This window comes from Cupriavidus sp. H18C2 (assembly GCF_049393795.1).
GTDB lineage: Bacteria > Pseudomonadota > Gammaproteobacteria > Burkholderiales > Burkholderiaceae > Cupriavidus > Cupriavidus pauculus_C.
In genome coordinates this window covers 722295-741976 of sequence record NZ_CP186010.1, presented here as the reverse complement: position 1 = coordinate 741976, position 19682 = coordinate 722295, and the positions used below count along the sequence as shown (strand labels likewise).

At 64.1% G+C, this 19682-nt stretch carries 23 protein-coding genes; 2 read left to right on the top strand and 21 right to left on the bottom strand.

The annotated features are described in order from the left end of the window. Positions 1-13: 13 nt before the first annotated feature. The 19 genes from EPAKOI_RS03485 to EPAKOI_RS03395 all read right to left on the bottom strand — a co-directional run bounded on the left by EPAKOI_RS03485 (position 14) and on the right by EPAKOI_RS03395 (position 17025). On the bottom strand, positions 14-3226 hold the full coding sequence (locus EPAKOI_RS03485; RefSeq protein ID WP_423192985.1) for a phage tail protein: 3213 nt from the start codon (positions 3224-3226) through the stop codon (positions 14-16). 9 nt (positions 3227-3235) lie between these two features. Further along, complete coding sequence (locus EPAKOI_RS03480; protein ID WP_423192984.1) at positions 3236-3637, bottom strand: DUF6950 family protein; 402 nt, start codon at positions 3635-3637, stop codon at positions 3236-3238. Then, complete coding sequence (locus EPAKOI_RS03475; protein WP_423192983.1) at positions 3637-4191, bottom strand: hypothetical protein; 555 nt, start codon at positions 4189-4191, stop codon at positions 3637-3639. The genes EPAKOI_RS03480 and EPAKOI_RS03475 overlap by 1 nt, the downstream gene beginning before the upstream one ends. Then, positions 4188-4781, bottom strand: coding sequence for a hypothetical protein (locus tag EPAKOI_RS03470; protein WP_423192982.1), 594 nt, complete (start codon positions 4779-4781; stop codon positions 4188-4190). Before EPAKOI_RS03470 ends, EPAKOI_RS03475 begins: the two co-directional genes overlap by 4 nt. A gap of 3 nt (positions 4782-4784) precedes the next feature. Then, positions 4785-7523, bottom strand: a complete 2739-nt coding sequence (locus EPAKOI_RS03465; protein WP_423192981.1) for a phage tail tape measure protein — start codon at positions 7521-7523, stop codon at positions 4785-4787. Then, positions 7513-7950 (bottom strand): HK97-gp10 family putative phage morphogenesis protein, encoded by a 438-nt coding sequence (locus EPAKOI_RS03460; protein ID WP_423192980.1) that lies wholly within the window; start codon positions 7948-7950, stop codon positions 7513-7515. Before EPAKOI_RS03460 ends, EPAKOI_RS03465 begins: the two co-directional genes overlap by 11 nt. Further along, on the bottom strand, positions 7950-8249 hold the full coding sequence (locus tag EPAKOI_RS03455; RefSeq protein WP_423193477.1) for a phage tail assembly protein T: 300 nt from the start codon (positions 8247-8249) through the stop codon (positions 7950-7952). Before EPAKOI_RS03455 ends, EPAKOI_RS03460 begins: the two co-directional genes overlap by 1 nt. Then, positions 8240-8653: a hypothetical protein gene (locus EPAKOI_RS03450; RefSeq protein ID WP_423192979.1), complete on the bottom strand. Its 414-nt coding sequence runs from the start codon at positions 8651-8653 to the stop codon at positions 8240-8242. The genes EPAKOI_RS03455 and EPAKOI_RS03450 overlap by 10 nt, the downstream gene beginning before the upstream one ends. A gap of 1 nt (position 8654) precedes the next feature. Beyond that, positions 8655-9296 carry a phage tail tube protein gene (locus EPAKOI_RS03445; RefSeq protein ID WP_423192978.1) on the bottom strand — a complete coding sequence of 214 codons (642 nt, stop codon included), beginning with the start codon at positions 9294-9296 and terminating at the stop codon, positions 8655-8657. Between the two features lie 66 nt (positions 9297-9362). Beyond that, on the bottom strand, positions 9363-9713 hold the full coding sequence (locus EPAKOI_RS03440) for a DUF3168 domain-containing protein (protein WP_423192977.1): 351 nt from the start codon (positions 9711-9713) through the stop codon (positions 9363-9365). Further along, on the bottom strand, positions 9706-10041 hold the full coding sequence (locus EPAKOI_RS03435; protein WP_423192976.1) for a phage head closure protein: 336 nt from the start codon (positions 10039-10041) through the stop codon (positions 9706-9708). Before EPAKOI_RS03435 ends, EPAKOI_RS03440 begins: the two co-directional genes overlap by 8 nt. Continuing rightward, positions 10038-10382 (bottom strand): head-tail connector protein, encoded by a 345-nt coding sequence (locus EPAKOI_RS03430; protein WP_423192975.1) that lies wholly within the window; start codon positions 10380-10382, stop codon positions 10038-10040. The genes EPAKOI_RS03435 and EPAKOI_RS03430 overlap by 4 nt, the downstream gene beginning before the upstream one ends. A 1-nt stretch (position 10383) precedes the next feature. After that, positions 10384-10788, bottom strand: a complete 405-nt coding sequence (locus tag EPAKOI_RS03425) for a hypothetical protein (protein ID WP_423192974.1) — start codon at positions 10786-10788, stop codon at positions 10384-10386. Between the two features lie 62 nt (positions 10789-10850). Then, complete coding sequence (locus EPAKOI_RS03420; protein WP_423192973.1) at positions 10851-12161, bottom strand: phage major capsid protein; 1311 nt, start codon at positions 12159-12161, stop codon at positions 10851-10853. Positions 12162-12195: 34 nt separating this feature from the next. Next, a complete protein-coding gene (locus EPAKOI_RS03415; protein ID WP_423192972.1) occupies positions 12196-13062 on the bottom strand; it encodes a head maturation protease, ClpP-related in 867 nt (288 codons plus the stop codon). A 4-nt stretch (positions 13063-13066) separates the two neighbouring features. Beyond that, positions 13067-14356 (bottom strand): phage portal protein, encoded by a 1290-nt coding sequence (locus tag EPAKOI_RS03410; protein ID WP_423192971.1) that lies wholly within the window; start codon positions 14354-14356, stop codon positions 13067-13069. Then, positions 14356-16059: a terminase large subunit domain-containing protein gene (locus EPAKOI_RS03405; RefSeq protein WP_423192970.1), complete on the bottom strand. Its 1704-nt coding sequence runs from the start codon at positions 16057-16059 to the stop codon at positions 14356-14358. Before EPAKOI_RS03405 ends, EPAKOI_RS03410 begins: the two co-directional genes overlap by 1 nt. Continuing rightward, a complete protein-coding gene (locus tag EPAKOI_RS03400) occupies positions 16056-16397 on the bottom strand; it encodes a hypothetical protein (protein WP_291453478.1) in 342 nt (113 codons plus the stop codon). The genes EPAKOI_RS03405 and EPAKOI_RS03400 overlap by 4 nt, the downstream gene beginning before the upstream one ends. A 373-nt stretch (positions 16398-16770) precedes the next feature. After that, on the bottom strand, positions 16771-17025 hold the full coding sequence (locus EPAKOI_RS03395; RefSeq protein WP_423192969.1) for a hypothetical protein: 255 nt from the start codon (positions 17023-17025) through the stop codon (positions 16771-16773). 200 nt (positions 17026-17225) lie between these two features. Between EPAKOI_RS03395 and EPAKOI_RS03390 the strand changes: the two genes are divergently transcribed. Next, positions 17226-17615, top strand: coding sequence for a hypothetical protein (locus EPAKOI_RS03390; protein WP_423192968.1), 390 nt, complete (start codon positions 17226-17228; stop codon positions 17613-17615). A gap of 30 nt (positions 17616-17645) precedes the next feature. Here EPAKOI_RS03390 and EPAKOI_RS03385 read toward each other — a convergent pair whose 3' ends face one another. Further along, positions 17646-18044: an HNH endonuclease signature motif containing protein gene (locus EPAKOI_RS03385; RefSeq protein WP_423192967.1), complete on the bottom strand. Its 399-nt coding sequence runs from the start codon at positions 18042-18044 to the stop codon at positions 17646-17648. Then, positions 18044-18556, bottom strand: coding sequence for a hypothetical protein (locus EPAKOI_RS03380; RefSeq protein ID WP_423192966.1), 513 nt, complete (start codon positions 18554-18556; stop codon positions 18044-18046). Before EPAKOI_RS03380 ends, EPAKOI_RS03385 begins: the two co-directional genes overlap by 1 nt. 81 nt (positions 18557-18637) lie before the next feature. On the opposite strand from EPAKOI_RS03380, the gene EPAKOI_RS03375 reads away from it, so the two are divergent. After that, positions 18638-19498 carry a S1 family peptidase gene (locus EPAKOI_RS03375; protein WP_423192965.1) on the top strand — a complete coding sequence of 287 codons (861 nt, stop codon included), beginning with the start codon at positions 18638-18640 and terminating at the stop codon, positions 19496-19498. The last annotated feature ends 184 nt before the right edge of the window (positions 19499-19682 follow it).

The window sequence follows — 19682 nt, the reverse complement described above, 5'->3', positions numbered from 1 at the left end:
TTTTCTCTCCGAGTTAGTACGCAACAGCATCCCAGTCGAAACGTCTCGACACGGGCGTGCTGGATGCGTTGAAGAAGGTGATGGTGAAGCTGGTGGCCGTCTTGCTCGGGGCCGGGATCGTGAAGTAATCGCCCTGAGCCATGTTCTGGGCAGTAATGCCGAGCACCGGAGGCACGCGGAATGGCTTGTCGAACGTGATGACAGTGGCTCCTACTGACGAAACGACGTCCCTTCCCGATTCGCGCCGGTCCGGCATATCGACGCCGACCGTCAGCCCGGTCACCACGATGTTGTGCGTGGACGACCCGCTCTCGAGTTCGACTTTCCACTGGAAGGCCCGCGCCTCGTAGTCGCCCATCGAGAACCGCTGCCACGCAGTCCACGTCGGCGTGCCCGCCGGGTCATCGTTCGTCGTGCGCACAAACAGCATCACCGCGGTGTCGTTGATACGCCCACCGTCGATTGATTCCCAACTGTCGATCAGGTCATACCGGAAGTCGATCAGGTCTCCCGTATCGAACGACAACGCGTCGATGGTCGCGGTCAACCGCGATTTCTCGACTGAGCCCAGATCGAACGTGTTGGCGAACTGGTAGCTGCCGTTCGCCACGATGCCGCCTAGCGAATCGATCAGCCCCCATCCACCGGTACCGACCACTGTATCGATGGGGCCAAGGCTGTCGACGACACCTTGATCGTCCCAGACGCCAGTCGCATCGGACAAGCCTTGAGAGTCAATCAGCCCGCTACCAATCAGTTTGATGCCATTGAGGGCAGGATCCCGCACGACGTTCGACTTGGCTCCAGCGAACGCAGGGTGCTCAGCGACAGTCGCAACAATATTCAGCGTAGCCAGCGACGGCGCCGTGGTGATCACCATGGCCGCCTGGGGTGACTCGTGTCCGGTCGAATCGATCCATTTCGCCAGGTAGACGCCCTCCAGGAGCGGCAACTGCGCCGAGTTCGCGGCACCCGACACGAAGCCTCCGATGTCGATGGCGCTGGCCCAGCTCGGCTGGATGGTGTCGGTCGTATGCCGGATGCGTGCCTGTCCGCCGTTACGCACGTCGAGGTCGGTGGCCGCATCCCACGTCAGGTTGGCGAAACCGTTCAGCACGGTCAGTGACAAACCGGTCAAGTTCTTCGGGGGCGCCAGCTTGCCGACGACCATGTGAACCGCGGAATACGTCCACTGCGGGCTGCGCACGCCCAGCGCCGAGACGAACCTCGCGCGAACCTGGTAGAGCTTCCCGTCGTCCACCGGAGACACATACAGCATCGTCGTGTCGGCGGAGATCAGTGGCAACGTCAACCAGTCCGCCTGGTCGGCACGCTTGTACTGCATCTCCGTCCGCCCGGTCTGTCGTACCGACAGCTCGCGCGGCTGCGGCCAGGTGACGAAGATGCGAGACGTCACCACGCCGCTGGCCGAAAGCACCAGGTGAGCCTCGCCCGAATCCAGGTTGATCGGCCCGACGTTCTCCACGACGTATGGACTGGGCAGATTGGTGTCCGGCGCCGGGTCATACGTGGTCGCGTTCCCTGCGTTCCAGTCGTAGACCGCTGCCGCTTCCTCGTTCAGCACCAGATCGACGCCACCGTCCTCGCTGAGCTTCCACGACATGACCCGAAAGACCTTCTCGCTCCACCCGAACTTCGCCAGCGACAGCTTGACGGTGCTGTACGCCGACAGCCGGAAAGCGCTCAGCTTCGCCGGGAACTCGACGACGATCCCCTGCCTCGATCGCTCCAGGATGATCTTGGCCAGGCGCTGCGCCATCGTGGCGTCGGTCGTGAACGGCAGCTCGATGTCCCGTTCGATGACCTCGCCGTCCTGCGCGGCATACAGCGGATTGCTCACCGGCGGAAAGTCACTCGGCTGCCAGTTCTTCGCGGGATCGATGAACGTGCCCTTCACCACGTTGAACAGATCCTTGCGTGACGTCCGTGGCCTGACCTTCACTGGGCCGCGAAGGTCCGACTCGGTGAGGGTGATGGTCGGGATGTCGTAGGCCCCCGCGAACATCCGGAAGATGCCGCCGGCGATGACTACAGTCCCGCCGCCGGCCGACACCATCTCCGCCAGGTTGTCGCGCGGCGACTTGTCGGTCATCACGACGCCGTTGCACCGGTACCGCAGCTGCGTGCCGCCGTTGGCCAGTTGGACGGCCTCGTCGCAGATGTTGCCCGCCGCCCCGAACGCCTCCATGTCGATGTCGCGCGGATCGCAGCCGAACCCCCGCTCGTCGGTGAGATAGTCGTAGACGCACATGGCCCAGTTGTCGGTCCAGTATCGCGTCCCATAGAAGGGGTTGTAGAGCACCTTTCCGCGCACCATGGCCTTGATGTTGGGAAGGCCGTTCGGGAAGATGTCCGAGTCAAACTCGAGACGCACATAGATGTACGTCACGCCCTGAAGCCGGTGATCCCACGTCCATCCGGGTACCTCCGCCACCATATCGGCATCGGCGGTCTGATCTGGCGAGCCAAGGTGTCGCTTCACACGCACGTAGGCGTGGGTGTTCTGGATCTCGTACGTAACCTTGAGCTCATACGTGTACGGCAGCAGGCCGTTCACCGTGACGGTCGGCAGTCCTGGAGTCCACGAGACGTCCGTCACCGTGTAGGTGTTTCCATCGGGGCTCTGGAGGTTCGGCGCCACGTTGGCCACGATCGAAGGCAGGCTGTACAGGTTGCCGTCCGGTACCGAGAAGGTCATCGACGTGGCGCCCTCCGGCACTGCCACCGTCATCGCCGAAGACGTGCCCCAAATCTTCAGGAACTTGCCGGTCGTGGGGTAGACATTGCTCTCCGGGATGCCGGCCGGGTCCTCGCCCAGGTAGATCTCCTCGATGCCGTCGCACTGGTGGTCAGCCAGGGCGATCACCAGGTGCATGAACTGGTTCTTCTTGTCGCCATCGGTGCTCGCCGCGTAAATGAGCGGACCTGAGGTCATGGCGCGGCCATAGATCAGGTTGCGGGGCTGGACGTTGGAGCGCACAACCTGCGTGCGACCTTGGGCCTCTGTTGAGAAGCCGTTGCTCGATCTCGGCTTGAAGACCGCCCCCATTAGCGAGCCAATCGCGAATGAGATAGCCAATGAAACCACTGCGTACGTCACCCCGTATGCAATCGTGGCTGCGGCCACGGCCGCGACACCGGCTGCGACACCACCTGCAGTCGCGAAAGCTGCTGAGGCAACTGCTGCTGCCGCTGCTGCTGGCATGCGCGTCTCCTAAATCTTCCAGGCGGCCTTCGCCGCGCCAATCGGGTGGAATTCGATACCGTGCTCGCCCTGCGCGGCAATCACGTTCCCGGCGTGCAGAGCAAGGGCTTCACCGGCCGGTGTGTCGATCAGCACGACGTCGCCGCGTCCGGCCATCGCGGTCACCACGGGGGGGCCGAAGGCAAGAGCTGCCAACCCACGCACGCCGCCGTTGTCTCGCATCAGCCGGCGGGCAGCCTTCTCGCTGGTGTAGAGACCACGCCAGCGGGCGGCCGGATCGTGCCCGGTAAGTGCCTCGACCCCGTCGCATACGAAGAGGCAGCAGTCTGCCTCGCCCCATGAAAAAGCCCGCTCCAGGTGGGCTTCGATGAACGCGGCAAGCCGCGTCGGCCAATCCTCGAACCGCTGCATCACCTGCCCCACGAGAGATTCTTCTCCACCATCTGTGCAACAAACTCGAAGCCGCGATCGCCCGGGTACCGGCTCTGCTGATCCTCGTTGTTGTAACGCCTTACCTTGGCGCGCTCCCACGACACCATCCGAGACTCAACCGCCACGGTGATGGTCGCCGTGTCGCCGACCTCGATGTCCGGGACGTCCATCCGGCCGCTGAACACGCGAACCGGATCGCTCAGCAGTTGCATGTCCTCTCGCAGCGGAGCCAGCCACACCTGGCACGGTTTCCCTTGGTACTGTTCCGCCAGAGTGATCTCGATGACGTCCGTTGGCACCCCGGACAACGTCAACCGCAGGCCGATCGCTTCCAGACTCGCCTGCTCCTGGATGGCGTCGATGGAGCCAAGCATGCCGAGGCCCAGCCATGTCAGGCCGTTCCACTGCATGTCGTAACCGGCGCTGCAAACGCACAGCGCCGCCGACGGAAAGTCCATCTTCACGAAGTAGACGTATGGCACGTGCCAGGCCGTGACCGCACTGGCAGTGATCGCATCCATGCTGCGATTCATAGGAACACCTCGACGGCGCTAATCACTACCGCGTCGGAGATACGGCCAGGCAAGACCGAGATCGAGTACTCATCGCTTGCCAGCATCATCGTGGCGCGCGGCCGGTCCGTTGTGATCGGCGCAAGGTTCCCCGGCTGCTTGCGGAACGGCGGCGAAACCGGGATCGTGGCAAGGCCGATCGCATTGGTCGCCACATCGGCCGTCACAATCTTCAGCTCGCCGCCGGCAGCGATGTAGTCCCCTGCCCGCAGGACAACCGCGTTCGGGGCCCAATTGAACGAAGGGAGCATGCGGAAGTCCGTCAGGTTCCCGTTGACCATCGGGCTATACAGCGAGTTACCCGGCCGCTGGTGCGGCCACACGGTGAACCTGCCCGCCATCCCTCCAAGCGACGCCAGGAACGCCTCCAGCAAGCCACGCTCGAAATCGTTCTTCGGTGGGAACTCCCACGACGCCTTCCACCGCGCGCCGGGCCGCTCGACGGTCTGCACCGAGCGGTTCAGCGGCGACGTGAACGCCTCCGTATTCGACTGAAGGCCCCACGTCGACTTCGCCGGCACAAGGCTCAATGGCCAATCGATCGTTGGCATCCGCTATCTCCTTGCCATTTGCTGCAGGTCGCCGCCGCGTGCCAGGTTAGACCGTACCTCGGCCACAGCAGCGTCCTTGGCTGCCTTCATGGCCTGCACAATCGACGCTTGATCGGACCTGCTATCAACGTTGATGTGCTGGATGATCGTCACGTTGCCACCACCCGCAGCGCCCGCGCTAAGCGCGCTGTTGGGCACGATGCTCCCCGACGCCGGCGGAACGAACAGTTCGGGCCCCACCTCGCCGACGATGTACGGCTGCCCGGCACTCACCGGGCCGCCGGCCGCGCGCAACTCGATCCCCTGCACCGACGACATGTCGACCGGCGACGTGCTCGAGATGCCAGCCGTTCCGGTATCCGCGCCCGCCGCGCCGCCGGCCGCCCCCATGATGAGGCCACCCAGCTGCGTGAAGAGCCCCGACAGCGCCGCGCGCGCCTGGATGCGAATCAGGTCCGCGATCACCGCCTGCGCGAAATCGCCGAAGTTGAACTTGCCGGTAGTGGCGAACGCCACGATGCCGTCCTCCATCCGCTTGAACGCGTTGGTGGCGGCGTTGCTCGCCTGCGCCATGGCATTGCGCGACGAATCCGCATAATTGGCCATGGCCTCGGTCGCGCCGTTGACCCAGTCCGCCTGCTTCTCCTTCAGCGTCGCGTAGTAGGTGTCGTAGTCCTGAAGCGACTTGTCGAGGCCGTCGCGGATGTCCTGCTGCGCCTTCAGGTACGCCTCGGAACCGCGCGCGGCCTCCGGCGTTGCCTTTTCCAGCTGCAACTGCAGGTTCTGGTACTGGGTGTAGATCGACTTGACCTGCTCCGCCTGCCGCTGCGCATCGCTGCCCCGACCCATGGCATCGAGCTGGCGCTGGTACTGCTCAGCCTGCGACTTCTGGTAGTTGCCGATCTGCGCGTTCACCGCGGCGGACCGGTCTTCCAGCTTGGCGATCTCTTCCTTGTACTTCAGCGCCCGCTCGTGCTCTACGTTCTGGGCGAGCTGCGCCTTGATGGCGTCCTGGTTGGCCAGCAGGCTCTTCTGGTCCGCCGTCAGGATGTCCTTGCCCTTCAGGTCGGCGATCTTCTGCAGGAATTCGGCCTGCTGCTTCTCAGCGCCGGTCAGCTTCTCGGACGAGTCCAGCGCCGCGCGCGCGGCGGCATCCTGGTCGCGCAGCTGCTGCAGAAACCGGGTGGCTGCGTCGTCCTGGTACGCCTTTTCCTTCTTCGGCTTGGCGACCTTCGGGTCCTTGTACTTGGAGTTGATGCCGGCTACCAGGTTGGCATAGTCCTCGTCCGAGAACTTGCCGCCCGCCGCCAGAATGTCCTGGCGGTCCTTCTGCAGCTTCTCCAGCTCCTTCTGGCGCCGCTGGGCGTTCGACATGACCGTGTCGGCCATCTTGTCGATGCGCTGCTGTGCGGCAATGGCCGCCTCCTGCCGACGCGCGTTGGCCGCCGAGGTTTCAGCGGCGCGCTGCTCCATCCGCTGCTGCTCCTGCAGCAGCGCGACCTGCTGGTCGATCTGGGCGACACGGCCAGACGCCAGCGGGTTGTGCTGGATACCGCCGCGCTCACCCATCAGCGTGTCGATGCGGTCCTGCAGCGTCGGCCCGGTCGATAGACCCTTCTTCGTCTCTTCCCAGAATCGGGAGACCGTCTGCGTCAGGTCGCGCCACGCCTGGCCCGCCACGGAAAGGTTCTTCACCGAGGCGTTGGCCACCTGCGCCGTCGCAGCCTCGATCACAGCCTGAATCGCGGCGTGCTTGTCGCCCGCCTCCTGCAGCGCCGTGATGTGCTGATAGGTCGCCACGTCCATGAAGTGCATGGACTGGTTGTGCTCTGCCGCCCACTTCGCAGGATCCTCGGCCAGCTTCGCGTAATCCTTGCTGACGTTCTCCAGGGATTCGCCGCTCAGCTGCGAAGTCCGGATGATGACGTTACCGAGGCCCTCGATCTCGCTGGCGGTGTAGCGCCCACTCTTCGAGAGGTCCATCAGCACTTCTCGTGCATCGCCGAACGACGAGTTGGCGTCGACGGAGACCTGTTGCGCAAGCGCCTGGAACGACGAGGCCGTCTGGCCGGCATAGTTGCCCGTCAGCACCAGGGTGTTGTTGAACTCCTTGGCTTCCTTGTTCCCCGCGTAGAAGGCATAGCCGAGCGCGGCTGCCGCCGCGGCGGTCAGCGTGAACGGATTGACCAGGCCGGCGACATACGTGCCGAGCGCCCGCACGGCCGGCACAATCCCGCCGAACATGTCCTTCAGCTGTCCGCCCTGTTGGGTTAGGATCAGCAGCGGGCTCTGGCCGCCGGCCAGCTGCGTGACGATGTCGGTCATTTGCGCTGGCACTGATCGCATTGCTGCGTTCATGGCAGCCGCAGACATTCCTACGCGATCCTTGCCTGATTCGATCTGCGCGATGTACTTCTCGGCTGCCTCGGAGACGCCCAACTCAGCAGCGCGCAGGCGCATGAGTTCTTCGCGAGTCTTTCCCGCTTCACTCGCCTGCCGCTGAAGTTGCGTCAGCCACTTTTCAGCGGTCCGGGAGGACTTGTTGAACGCGGAAAGTGCCTCGTCGCCTTGCGCCTTGAGAGCCTGACGAGCTGCATCGACGGCCGCGACCGAGTTCGTCAACCGCTGGCGAATGGTGTCTTGGCTGCTCGCAAAGTCCACAGCGCTCTTCCGCGCTTTCTCTATCGCAGAGATGTAACCATCCGCATCCGCTGTGACACGAACGACTGTTTCATCGGCCATTCGTCAACTCCTTCACCTTCTCGTGGATCACCGATTGCACGGCCTTCACAGCGTCCCGCTTTCTAGCCTCATAGCCGGGCCGAAGGAACGGCTTCGCTGCCATCTTCGATGTGCCATGCTCGAGAAAGCGCCCATAGAACGCCTCTTTACTCCAAGTCACCAGATACGTCGCCCGCAAGCCATCCGCCGATCGTTCCTTGTCGTACGCGATCAGGATGTTGTCCCGCAGGAAGCCTGCTGGATGCTTGCCACTCTTTCCTTCGTATATTCCGAGATCGACAGGCGCACGAAGCTTGACCTCCGCGTGAATAACGCGGGCGCCAGCTACTGCAGCCTGTCGGAGAACCGACTCGCTTGCTACTGCCTCGAGCGATCTCAAAGCAGATGTCAAGCCTTCCGGATTCTCGATGCGCAGATGTGATGCCATCACGTCCTCGGGGGAAACATCGTTCGTGAGATCAGGTCCGACTGCGCGTCAGCGTCGTCGAGCAGGATCGGCTCAGCAGCGCGTCGTTCGCGCGAATACTCGTTCCAAGGGGTGAAGTCGAGTTCGGAGAATGGCTCCGGATGGCGCTTTCTATCCCGGTGAACATTTCCGATGACTGAAGCTATTGCGCCCGCCCGGAGATCGTCGTAGTGACCGCCTCGCTGGTCGAGCTGATAGGACGCCATGTACTCGACAAACTCCGCGCTGGTGACACGCTGCTGAAGCTCTCTTACTGGGATACCGAAGTCGATGCTGAGGCGGATCCAGAATCGCCGCTCTGGGCGGCTCCGGAGTTTTTTACCTCATCCTCCACCGCGTCAGCGCCGATCTTGTTCAGGCGCATAGCCACGTCCACGACGCGGTCAATGGCCGCCTTGCTACGTTGCCTCAGCGGCTCCACGTCTTCCGGACCGAACACCAAAGCCCCGCTGTCGTCGACAACGCACGAGACCAACAAGCGCGCCTGGAACAGGCTCACAGGCGTCTTCTTCTCCCCACCCTCCGCCTGTAGCTCCATGAACCGATCCCGCGCTGTGCCGGTCATTACCGAAACACGCACGGTCCCACCCCACTCGGGGACCTCGACGTCTTCAGTCTTGAGGTCCACCGCTTCGAGAATCGCTGCCTTCGATAGGAGTGCCATGTTATGCGTCCACCACGTCGCCAGTGATGCGCAGCGTCACGCCCGAGGTCTTCAGCACCTGGTCGACGCCGCCTTCGAGCGGGCTGTTCTTGACGTAGGCGTTGAACGTCTTCGTCTTCAAGTTCGGCAGCGTCAGCTTGAACGAACGCTGGGCCCCCGCGCGCTTCGCAGCATCGACAGCCTGCTGGCCCGCATCGTTGAAGTCGCGGTTCACGTCGAAGCTGAAGGTGCCCCAGTCCTGCAGGCCCAGCATGAATTCCTTGGCCGTCGAGTCGAGGTCGGTGACGTCCAGTTCGCTGGCCTGGCCGTCGAAGCCGTTGAACGAGATCAGGTTCTCGATCTTCGTCCAGTTCAGCGGCGTGGCCGAGCCGGCGGCCGTGATCGTTTTGCCCCCCGTGTTGATGTCCACGGCGAACGTGTTGGTGGTGACGTTCTTGATCGCCACGGTTTGGCCGTTCAGCGTCGCGGCATCGGCGCCAGTCAGGCCGGCCAGGGTCACGACGTCACCGTTGGTCAGGCCGTGGGCAGCGGACGTCAGAATCGTCGGAAAGCCCAACGCGATGGCGGTGAGCGTCTTTGCCGAGCCTGCGGTGCTGGAGATTTCCAGTTTCGAGCCCTGCGCGGAAATTGCGGTAGATGGCATGTTGACCTCTTCGGAATGAAAAAGCCCGCGCAGGGCGGGCGAGGGAAAATCGGTTGTGGGGACTGCTCAGGGTCGATACCAGATGCTGAAGTCGAGCCGGCTACCGTACAGCTTGGTGTCTTCCTCGTATTGGCTGACGGCCGCGCCAATCGGCAGGCCACCGGCAGCCACCAGCGCCGTACGGGCGGCGCGCATGGTGTCCACCGTATCTGCGCGCTTGAGAGACCACACCGTGATCTGCACGCGCTGGTTCTCCAGGTCGGCGGGCCCGTCCAGCCCGTTCACGTCCTGCCCGCCGACGGCCTGGTAGGTGACGTATGGCCCCGCCGTTCCGGTGGGCGCCACGTCGGGGAATACCTTCAGATCGACGATGGTCTTCAGCGCCTCCACGACCACCTTTTCAGCGGAGTTAGCCATCTGCCGCCCCTGTCTCGCACACCAGATCCACGAACTGGCGCTTCACGCGGTCCGGCAGGATCGCCTTGATCCCGTACGCCGTGCCGTCGGCACACAGGACGCGCATGGCCGTGGTCACGCCGTCGGCCGCCAGCCACGGAATGCGAACGCTGGCCTGCACGATCGATGCCGGCGCATCGGCGCGGATGGCCTCGATGCCGGACCTGTGCAGGATGTTGGCCCACACCGGCCGCACGGTCACCCAACCTACCGTCGGCTGGCCCAGATCGTCCTGGCCGTCCGCCGGCCGCTGGATCTCGACGCGCTCGCTGCGCTGGCCGGCCCTCATACGCCCAGCCCCACACGGTACGGCTGCAGCAGATCGCGCGCGCCCCGCGGCAACTCGTCGACCGTTGCGCCGACCACCACGTCCTCGCGGTTGCTGTACAGGTGGCCGACCGTCAGCAGGACGGCCGCCTGGACCTCGGCGTTGGCCACCATCGGATCGTCGCCGGCCGTGCCGGCCAGCACCGCGGCGTCCAAGGTTGACTGGTCCGGGTAGACCTTCCGGTTCAGGAACGACACCGCAGCGCCTTCACCGGCGGCCAGGTACAGGCCGATCAGCTGATCCTCGTCCGGCCACGTGACCCGCAGGTGCGACTTCACCATGTCGAGAGCGAGGATCGGCATGTCAGGCTCCCTTCGACTTGCCCTTGGGCTTCGTCTCGGCGGCCGGCTTCTCGTCCGCAGCCGAGACAGGCTCGACTCGGGGCTCGGCCGCCGGCTCGCTGTCCGGCTGGACGACCGGCGCGCCACCAGGCGCCTTCACCAACTCGCGCACCTTGGCTTCATCGTCATCGGTGAACAGTCCCTTGAAGTGCGACCGCATGGCACCGACCACGTAGTCCGGATCGTCGTTTTCACCCGGCAGGCTGGCCAGCGCCTTGTCGAGTTCGGCGCGCGCCACGGTCGAGCGGTATTCGTCCTCTTTCACCAGCACGGCAGCGCCCGTGTCGATGAAATGCTGCGCGCGGCTGCTGTCCAACTGGACGACCGCGCCAGCGCGCGGATCCGGCGCCTTGAACTTGATCTTCATGATGATCTCCAGGAGGTGACAGAAGCCCGCCGAAGCGGGCCCGGCTGAGCGGCTGGCGCCGATCAGGTCACGTTGCCGAAGTCGCCGTAAATGAAGGCCTCCGGCCGGTACACGGCCAGCGCCAGGCGCTCTTCGGCCAGGATGGTGACCAGGTTCTTCACGAAGTCGTCTTCGTTCTCGGTGGCCACCTCGACGCGGGCTTCCCAGCGATCGAACACCTGCGCGCCGAGCTTGAACGCCCCGGTCAGAAACTTGTCGACCGAGATTGCCTGCGTGGCCACCACCGGCTGCCCCCAGAGCGTCGGCTGCGCCACACCCTGCGGGTTGCCGATGATGTAGCGGCCCGTCGTGTCCTTCAGCAACTCGATTCGCGCCCAGTCGCTCGGGTGCATCACAATGCCCGTGGCCGGGAACTCGGCGAGCGCGGCTTGCAACATGGCAAGACGGATGTTGTCGATGTTCGTCTCGGTACCGGCCGGGTCGAACGGCGCCACGAACGCAGAGGCCTGCGGGATGATGCCCAGGAGGTTCTGGCCCGTGCCATCGCCATTCAGCAACTGCTGTTCTTCCTTGAACGCGAGGCCGTAGCGCAGGCGTCCATCGATGTAGCTCGCGAGTTGCGAGGCATCGCTCAGGATCTGGCGGGACGCCTTCACGAAGTGCGCGATGACCTTGGCCGAGGTGGTCACCATGTCGAACTTCAGGGTCGACTCGGGTTTCTTGGCCGTCTCGGCGACCATCCCTGCGTTGTTCGTGAGCCCCGTTTCCTTCACGTATTCGAGCACCTGACCGTCCATACGGCCCGGGGTGATCAGGTCGCGCACGGTCATGCGACGATCAGGCGGAGCAATGACGCCCGGCAGGCGCGTCGCCGTCACCAGATCACCGGCTGAGCCGTCCGCATCCGTGGTCAGCGTCGTGATCGCGGCATGGAAAGTCATGTCGACGCGGCCGCGCGGCGTGGTCTTGCCAGCAAAGGCCTTGAAATCGTCGCTGTTCACGAAACGCTGACCGAACGATTCGTGTTGCACGTCGCCGCCAGCACCGTTCGCCTCGAGCTTGGCCAGCGCTTGCTGAGTGGCCTGCAGATTGGCCTGCAGTTCACCTTGCGTCACCAGCAGCTTGTCGACCTCGGCTTTTGTTTCCTCCGACAGCTTGCCGGCGGCCTTGGCCTCGGCCAGCGCCTTTTCGCCGGCCGCCTTCACGTCGCCGCTGATCTTGTCGAGGGATGCCTTGATCTCCTTGACGTCATCGTCGCCGAACGCAAGCACCATGCCGGTGCGCTTCATGTAGCGAAACAGGACGCCGTAGGCCGTCTCGCCGAGCGCCATCAGAATGGCGGTGGCGGTCTTCTTCAGGTGAATCGGTTTCATGGATTGTCCTCGTGGGATGGTGTGAAAGATCGATCTACAGGGAGAACGCGTGCAGCGTTTCCAGGAACGACTTCGCTGCTACAGCAGGCGGATCACCCGCGCTGCGTCCGGTGGGATCACCCGCACCGCCGCCGGCAGGATCACCCTGACCGGACTTGAATTCGCTGATGAGGCGCATGGCCTCGGACTTCGGCATGCCGCTCGACCGCAGCGCGGCCTCGATGCGGCGGATGGCCGAAGCATTGGCCTTGCCCTCCCCCTTCTTGACCTGGTCGGACGGCAGGAAGTCGTCCGCGAATCCGTCGTCGATGGCGGCCTGCCCGCCGATCCACGTCTCGGCGTCCATGAGCTTGGCCATGGCCTTGATGTCCTGGCCGGTGCGCGCCGCGTAGATGCTGGCCATCGCATCATCGAAGGGCTGCAGCGTGGCCGCCACCTCGATCAGGTCATTCCGGTTGCCGATGGCCATCACCCAGGCGTTGTGGATCATCAGGAAACCAGCGCGCGCAATCTGCACCTTATCGCCGGCCATCGTGATGATCGACGCAGCCGACGCGGCAAGCCCGAGCACCTTCACCGTGACCTCGCCGTCGTGCTCGCGCAGCAGGTTGTAGATGGCCAGGCCCTCGAACATGTCGCCGCCAGGGGAATTGACGTTGACCGTCACCGGACCGGCGCCCATGCCGCGCAGCGCGCCAGCAATGCGCTTGGCGGTCACGCCGTCGCCGGACCAGTAGTCGTAGCCGATGACGTCGTAGACGCTGATCGTGCGCTCGGCGTCGTCGTCAGAGGCGGCGCGCACGTTGGCATGCCAGCGGTCGAGCGCGCGCGGTTGCAGCTGGCTCGAAATTCCGGCGCAGGGGCGCCCCTCCGGCGCACCCGGAAGCGTCTTCTTGCTCATGGGATTAGTCCCTCTTCTGGTCGTCTTGGAGGCCGAGGAAGGCGCGGAACGCCGCCCTCGCGTTGTTGGCGCCGCTGGCATCGGCGGTGCCGAGCCCGTCGAGCGTGGTCATGGCCGACTGGACGGTCAGCACCGCGGCGTTTCCGCCCATCGGCTCGCGGTCTTCGAGCTCGCGCACCTCGTCGCGCGTCAGGATGCCGTTGTTCACCATCGCGGCGTAGAAAGCAGCGCGCGCGGCACTATCCGCACGCAGCAACCCTTCGACGGAGAACTTCGGGTAGTAGCGCGCACGCTCGCCGGGACGGAGCAGGTCCTTGCTGATCGCCTGCTCGATCCTCTTCAGCCAAGGTGCCAGCGTGAACGTCAGGAAACCGATCATCTGCTGTTCGATGCCGGTGCCCCAGCTGGTGGATTTCTCTGTATGCCCCACCATCCACGGCGGCACGCGGAACCACCGGCAGATCGCCTCCACCGAGTAGCCGCGCGACTCCAGCAGCTGCGCGTCGGATGGCTTGATGCCAATGGTTCCGACATCCGTCCCGCCCTCCAGCAACGGCGTCTCGCCGCGTTCGACCGAGCCCTGCAGATTGGCCTTGAACTCCGCGCGCTGCTTGGGGTTCAAGAACGCCGCCATCTTGTAGTAGACGGTCTGGAGCAGCCCCGACTTGAACGTCTGAGCGGCGGCCTTGTCCGCCGCCATCGCGTTGCCAAACACCTTGGCACCGTAGGCGATCACCGAGACGCCATTGATGCCGTCGAGCGTGAAGCCCGGAATGGTCCAGATTCGGGACTCAGGGATCTCCCGCAGCGTGCCGTTGGGACGCGGATACGTAAATTTCCTGCGGCCGGTGTTGTAGTCCCGCGTGCAGGTGAGCTTGTCCGGGTCCAGGTACGACAGGCCGACCAGCTGTTCGCCCACGTAAAGCTTCTCCGCCCGCCCGGCGCCGCGCAGCAGCATCGCCGCCACCATGGCCTCCCAGAACACCGATGCTGTCGAATCCGCGTTCGGCTGGTCGTGGATGACGAAGTGCAGCGGATGCTGCGGCGCCACGCGTTTGCCGGCGGAGGTCCGCTCGTACATCGCCAGCGGCAAGGTCGCAATCGTCTCGGAGATCAGCCGGACGCAGCTCCACACCGCATCCAGCTGCATCACAGCCTTGGGCGTGACTTCGACGCCTGCCTCAATCGCCGCGGTGCGCGTGTACAGCTCCGGATCGGTCAGATCGAACGAGCGGACGAAGCCGTCGATGGCCGCGCGGACGCCGTGCGCAACACGTGTGAGGTTGAATTTCATTATGCGTGGCCCGCCACAATCGGATTCGACAGCCAGTCGTCCAGACCGCCCATCGATTCAGGGTTTAGCGACAGCAGCGCGACGGCGTTGAACAGCGCCATCAGCGGGTCGATCTTGGCCGTGCCGCTGGCCTGTTTGGTAATCAGAATCGCGTTGCCGCGCTGCTCCACCTTGGCGTTGCCGACGCACCAGTTCATCAGGTCCGTGCCGCCATGCCACAGCGTGCCTTCGGCGAGCTTGCGCTCCGCGGTCTTGATCGTGCCGTTGAGCTTGTAGCCCTGCGTGATGCCGACGATCATGTCCTCGCCTTTTGCGTTCTTCTCCGGGATGCCGGCTGCGGACAGTGCGTCCAGCACTGCGCCGATGCCGCTCGGGTCGACGCCGATCTTGTCCAGCAGCCCGGCTTCGTAGATTTTCAGGACGTCCTGCGCCAGTTCCTCGACGTCATCGCCAATCGCGTCGACGATCACCAGATCGCCGGCCGCAGCCAGGTCTAGCAGCTTGGCGGCCTCGGACTTTCGGCGCTCCAGCACGATCGGATGCGCCCAGGCCTTGCACCACGCGAGCCAGTCCCCCGTTTCTCGGCATCGGCCCACGGCAGCCAGCCCGAGCAAGTCGTCCAAGCCGCCGCCGTCCACGCCCACGTCGATCACTTCGCATCGGCGCAGCAACGCAGGCAGGGTGCAGCGCTTCGGCGCCGCCTGGTTCTCCCACTGCTCGGCGCCGGCCCAGCTGTCAGACCGCAGCGCCAGACCGATCTCGACGTTCAAGTGCTGCGACGCCCACGCGCGCAGCTCTTCCTCGCCGGTGTTGCGGGCGGTCTCGAACTCTTCCTGCAACCGAGCTACCGTGATGGACTTGCCGTTGTTCGGCGTAACCATGGGCCAGTTCGCCGGGTTCTGCCACTGCGACGGGTCCTTCTGCATCGCCGGGGGGAACTCGTACAGCACCGGCAGCATGGCGCCGCGCTGGCGGCCGTCCCGAATCGCCCGGGCTTTCATCAGCTCGGCCTTGAAGACGCCCACCGGCGCTTCTTCGCTCTGCGTGGTGATGAACGCCATGAACGCCTCCGGAAACGGAAGCATCCCGCCGCGCAGCTGCCGGATGGCGCTGGCGGCCTTGCTCATCTTGGCCACCACGTGCAATTCGTCGATCAGAACCGCCACCGGCTTCTGGCCAGTCAGCGCGGACGGGTCGAACGACATGATCTCGAGCTCGGCCTTCGTCTCCCGGTGGACGATCTTCTTCAGGTGCTCGCGCACGTGCAGCTTCTTCTGCAGCACCGGGTCGAGTTCGATCGCACCGTGCGCCGCGTCGAACGCCAGGGTCGCGACGTCCTGCACGGGCGCCGTCATGATCATGGACGCGTGCGGCCGGCGGTTCAGCAGCAGCGCCGTCAGCATCAGCAGCGCGCCGTTCGTCGTCTTGCTGTTCTTCTTTGGCACCAGCAGGAACAGTTCGCGGATGCGCCGCGCCTGCGTGATCGGGTCAAGCGAGCCGAACAGCGCCCTGGTGGGGTCGCGGAACCAGTCGCCCGTGGCGTCTGCCAGCGTCGGCGTGCCCGGCACGTCCGCGAGCCGCAGCTTGTTCAGCACAGCCACCGCCCGATCGCCCTCCGCCTGGTTGAGCGGGAGATCCGGCACCAGCGGCCGGCCGGTGCGCAGGCGGTCTTCCCAGTCGGGACAGGACAGATCCCACGTCATTGCAGCGCCGCCGAGCCCGGCAGCAGGTCCTGCCAGTCGGTACCGGCCTGGGCCGTCAGCGCTTCAGCCTGCGCCTGCTCCTTCTTGCCCTTGGCCGGGGCCTTCGGCTTCGGCGCGCCCGCTTCGTCAGGCGGCAGCGGCGTCGCAGCGGCGCGCGGCATGGGCATCGCGGTGTACGCCTTCTGCGCGGCCACGTTGCCCTTCTTCGCAGCGGCGTGCATTGCCACCAGGACTTCGAGCCGCTTGGCGTACGCGCCGTGCGACAGCTCCGCCTCGAAATGCTTCTCCAGCGTGTTGCGGGAAATGCCCAAGCCGATGGCGATTTCCTCGTGCGACATGCCTGCGCCGGCGGCAATAGCGACCTTCCGCCGCGTCGCCACGGTCGGTTTGTATGTCGGTCTCGCCATATTTCGAATTCTGCGCAATAACCCGGCCGGGCTGAAATTCCGGCCGGAGGAAAAAAACCTCTGCGTGGGGGAACGGGCGGTCTAGGCCCGGCGAACCCGCCAGACTTCCGCCCCACCCTCCCTTTTGGCCTTCCGCATGGCTCAAACACCACATTCCGGGCCGCTTGGCCGAACCCACGAGTCGACCGGGCGTGACGCATGCCCCAATCGCACCAACGCGGTGCGCTAGAACCCTCGCCCTGCTTTCGGTTCTTGTTCTTATGTCGTTAAAGCGCGGAGTGGAGCCGGACAAGGACCGTGCCAGCTACGGCTCTGTGCCTGCCGTGACAGAGATTGCGACAGGCGGATGGCCATTCCCGAAGACGGACAGCCGAATCGGCACGCCGGCCAGGATGTTGGCGATGTCCTGCTCGGTTGGCTGGTACCACGAGAGCCAGACGCCCTGCTGCTGGTCATGGTGCACGGGCAAGCCAAGGCACTCGCCATGCACTGCCGGGTCCCAGTCCACTGGGGCGCCCAGCATGGCGTTGGTGTGGCTGGTCTTCAGGGGCGGCATCATGGTGCGTTCTCCTGCCCTGCGGGTGCGCCTATCTGCACCACATACTCTGGGCGTGGCATCCGTCGGCGGGCCGGGCCGCATCGCGCACGCTCGGAACACAGCGCTTCTTCGGGGGCGATACCCCGCGCAAGCCGTCCCATGATCGTCCAGCGCGCCAAGCCGAGGTGCCTTGACCAGTCGGACACGCACATCGTCATACCATGCGCGGTCAGCAGTCGACCGTTCGCCTTCTTGGCCTGCCGCATCTTGGGCAGACCGCGGGCGATGTTGCACCTCATGCAAGATGGAACGAGATTGCCTGGACGATTGTCCAGTTGCTGCTCATTCAGGTGATCGACATGCAGGCATGTCCAATCGACACCCGCGCCACACCAGTGGCATTGATGCGGACCAGCGCCAATCGCGTCGTAGAGCACGCGCCGGTGCTGATAGACACGGCCTTCAGCATCAGCAAGCGGGTGGGAAGCTCTGCGCTCCATGACATACCCGTTCGTGTGCACCCGGCCATCGCCGAGCGCTGTATGATTTCTTCCAGCCAAAGCCAACTCCTTACAGTTGGTGGAAAGCAAGAAGCCCCGGCAGCGCGCTAACGCTGTCGGGGCTTCGTCATTTCTGTGGGCTCAGCGCCCTAGAGTCTCTTGCCGCTGCTTGTCTCTGCTGTGGTGGGTCTGACAAAGCACTTGCCAGTTCGCCTTATCCCAGAACAGCGTCTGATCGCCCCGGTGCGGCCGAATGTGGTCGACCACGTTGCCATAGGGCAGCGGGATACCGCGCGCCGCACAGTCCACGATCACCTCGGCCACCGCCTCGGCCGCGATCCGCCGCTCCCGCAGGCAGTACACACAGAACGGATGCTCGCGCAGGAAGGCCGCCCGTGCCTGCTGCCACCGGTAGCCGTAGCCCCGCTGGGCGCTGGTCAGCGCGCTGGTGCGCCACGAGCCTGGCTGCATGGTGGGCGTGCGGGTGCTGGCCTGCGCCACCCTGGCGCCCAGGGTTGGTAGGCGCCCGCGCTTGGTCATTACCAGAGCCCCATGACGTAGGTCCCGGCGGCAACAGCACACACCGCGCCGATGCCGATCCAGCTGGCAGCCGCAGGAATGATTGCAGTCTGGCCTCGAAGGGGTTGGGGCTGAGGAATGACGGGGCGGCCGAGTTGCGCATCAATCCCGGCGACTGCAGCATCCTTCGCCCGCCGCATCGCTTGAGCAATGGCAACGGCATCGGTGCCGGGCGCCAGGTTGATGTGCTGGACCACCGTGACAGCACCGCCGGGATCCTCATCAACGAACGCTTCCGCCGGGTCACCCGCCGTGACGGCGCTGGCCGGCACGAGCTTGTACTCGGCCAGCAACGGACGAGCGTCGAAGGCTTCCACGCCGTCGGCTTGAGGCATGTAGGTGCACTGGACGGTGACGGCCTGACCCACTTCGCACCGGAGCACGAACGACCTGGTGTGCTTCGGCAGACCAAGCGCGTCCATCAGCGCCAGCACGAAGGGGTTGCCCTGGGCGGACATGACTTTCGATGGCATGGGAATGATCCGACGTGGAAAACGGCGCCTTGGGGTGTCGAGACCGACTCGGTGAATTCGATACACTGCGGGATCTAGTCCATGGATATGCTCCAAATGCCCAAATCCCGTAAGCGTTCTAGGCCTTCGCCAAAACGAAACAATCGGAATAAGCCCGCGGCGATGATCGGCCAGGCAAACAAGTCAGACTACTTTGTCCGGAATGGAGATGGTCAACCGGTCACGGACCGCTCCAGCATCTTTCCAATAATTGCCCAACTGAGCGACTCGGAAATTCGGTTTATTGGAACGGGTTTTTTCATCACTATGAATGGCGTTTTTGTGACGGCTGGTCACGTGGCCAAAGAGATAGCGGACCTCAAATGCCCCGCAGCGGTCATTCAATTCACCGCTGGGGGTACCTTTGTTGAACGGCCCATTCATAAGTTCTATGTGCACAACGGTGCCGATATCGCCGTCGGAGTGACATATCAGATGGCCAACGATAGTGGCGAAGCGTTGACAAACACGGTCCTGACACTCTCCGACCGGATGCCATCAATAGGAGAGCGGCTCCACACCTATGCGTACCCCAACAGCACCATCGAACTTCGAACAGAGGATGGTGGCAAGCACAAGGCCTTTTTCAATCCCGCATTTTATGCAGGTGAAGTCGAAGAAATTTATCCTAATGGCCGGGATAGCTCGATGATGCCCGGGCCGTGCTTCCAGACGTCGATTCATCTCCACGGTGGATCGAGCGGCGGTCCGGTCTTTGATGTCAGCGGGAAAGTCGTGGGGATTAATTCGAGCAGCCTTAATATTGCGACGGACGTGTCCTTTATCTCCTGCTCGCAACAAATACTGGACCTGGTACTTGATGACGTTGTTCTTCCACCGAATCCACCGCAGCGGCTTTCCATCCGCGAACTTGCCCGTCTCAACCACGTGGTCGTGAAATGAAAAAGCCCCGCCGGGAGTGATCCGGGCGGGTCTATACCTTCAGCTTTCGTACAGCCCTGGCTGACTCTGCCGGATTTCCTGAATCGTGCGCTCTCCCCAATACCGCCGAGGATTGCCGCACATCCAACAGCTGCACCGCGTGGCGGTATGCAGCAGCAAACCAACATCCCGTTCGCCCCGCGCA

Excerpts from the sequence above, each read along its gene's own strand:
- EPAKOI_RS03420 (WP_423192973.1), bottom strand. The coding sequence starts at position 12,161 with ATGAAACCGATTCACCTGAAGAAGACCGCCACCGCCATTCTGATGGCG.
- EPAKOI_RS03405 (WP_423192970.1), bottom strand. The coding sequence starts at position 16,059 with ATGACGTGGGATCTGTCCTGTCCCGACTGGGAAGACCGCCTGCGCACC.
- EPAKOI_RS03450 (WP_423192979.1), bottom strand. The coding sequence starts at position 8,653 with ATGGCACTCCTATCGAAGGCAGCGATTCTCGAAGCGGTGGACCTCAAG.
- EPAKOI_RS03390 (WP_423192968.1), top strand. The coding sequence starts at position 17,226 with ATGCGCGGTCAGCAGTCGACCGTTCGCCTTCTTGGCCTGCCGCATCTT.
- EPAKOI_RS03385 (WP_423192967.1), bottom strand. The coding sequence starts at position 18,044 with ATGACCAAGCGCGGGCGCCTACCAACCCTGGGCGCCAGGGTGGCGCAG.
- EPAKOI_RS03430 (WP_423192975.1), bottom strand. The coding sequence starts at position 10,382 with ATGCCGATCCTCGCTCTCGACATGGTGAAGTCGCACCTGCGGGTCACG.
- EPAKOI_RS03445 (WP_423192978.1), bottom strand. The coding sequence starts at position 9,296 with ATGCCATCTACCGCAATTTCCGCGCAGGGCTCGAAACTGGAAATCTCC.
- EPAKOI_RS03475 (WP_423192983.1), bottom strand. The coding sequence starts at position 4,191 with ATGAATCGCAGCATGGATGCGATCACTGCCAGTGCGGTCACGGCCTGG.
- EPAKOI_RS03395 (WP_423192969.1), bottom strand. The coding sequence starts at position 17,025 with ATGATGCCGCCCCTGAAGACCAGCCACACCAACGCCATGCTGGGCGCC.
- EPAKOI_RS03465 (WP_423192981.1), bottom strand. The coding sequence starts at position 7,523 with ATGGCCGATGAAACAGTCGTTCGTGTCACAGCGGATGCGGATGGTTAC.
- EPAKOI_RS03485 (WP_423192985.1), bottom strand. The coding sequence starts at position 3,226 with ATGCCAGCAGCAGCGGCAGCAGCAGTTGCCTCAGCAGCTTTCGCGACT.
- EPAKOI_RS03425 (WP_423192974.1), bottom strand. The coding sequence starts at position 10,788 with ATGAAGATCAAGTTCAAGGCGCCGGATCCGCGCGCTGGCGCGGTCGTC.
- EPAKOI_RS03400 (WP_291453478.1), bottom strand. The coding sequence starts at position 16,397 with ATGTCGCACGAGGAAATCGCCATCGGCTTGGGCATTTCCCGCAACACG.
- EPAKOI_RS03440 (WP_423192977.1), bottom strand. The coding sequence starts at position 9,713 with ATGGCTAACTCCGCTGAAAAGGTGGTCGTGGAGGCGCTGAAGACCATC.
- EPAKOI_RS03480 (WP_423192984.1), bottom strand. The coding sequence starts at position 3,637 with ATGCAGCGGTTCGAGGATTGGCCGACGCGGCTTGCCGCGTTCATCGAA.
- EPAKOI_RS03435 (WP_423192976.1), bottom strand. The coding sequence starts at position 10,041 with ATGAGGGCCGGCCAGCGCAGCGAGCGCGTCGAGATCCAGCGGCCGGCG.
- EPAKOI_RS03470 (WP_423192982.1), bottom strand. The coding sequence starts at position 4,781 with ATGCCAACGATCGATTGGCCATTGAGCCTTGTGCCGGCGAAGTCGACG.
- EPAKOI_RS03410 (WP_423192971.1), bottom strand. The coding sequence starts at position 14,356 with ATGAAATTCAACCTCACACGTGTTGCGCACGGCGTCCGCGCGGCCATC.
- EPAKOI_RS03375 (WP_423192965.1), top strand. The coding sequence starts at position 18,638 with ATGGATATGCTCCAAATGCCCAAATCCCGTAAGCGTTCTAGGCCTTCG.
- EPAKOI_RS03415 (WP_423192972.1), bottom strand. The coding sequence starts at position 13,062 with ATGAGCAAGAAGACGCTTCCGGGTGCGCCGGAGGGGCGCCCCTGCGCC.
- EPAKOI_RS03460 (WP_423192980.1), bottom strand. The coding sequence starts at position 7,950 with ATGGCATCACATCTGCGCATCGAGAATCCGGAAGGCTTGACATCTGCT.
- EPAKOI_RS03380 (WP_423192966.1), bottom strand. The coding sequence starts at position 18,556 with ATGCCATCGAAAGTCATGTCCGCCCAGGGCAACCCCTTCGTGCTGGCG.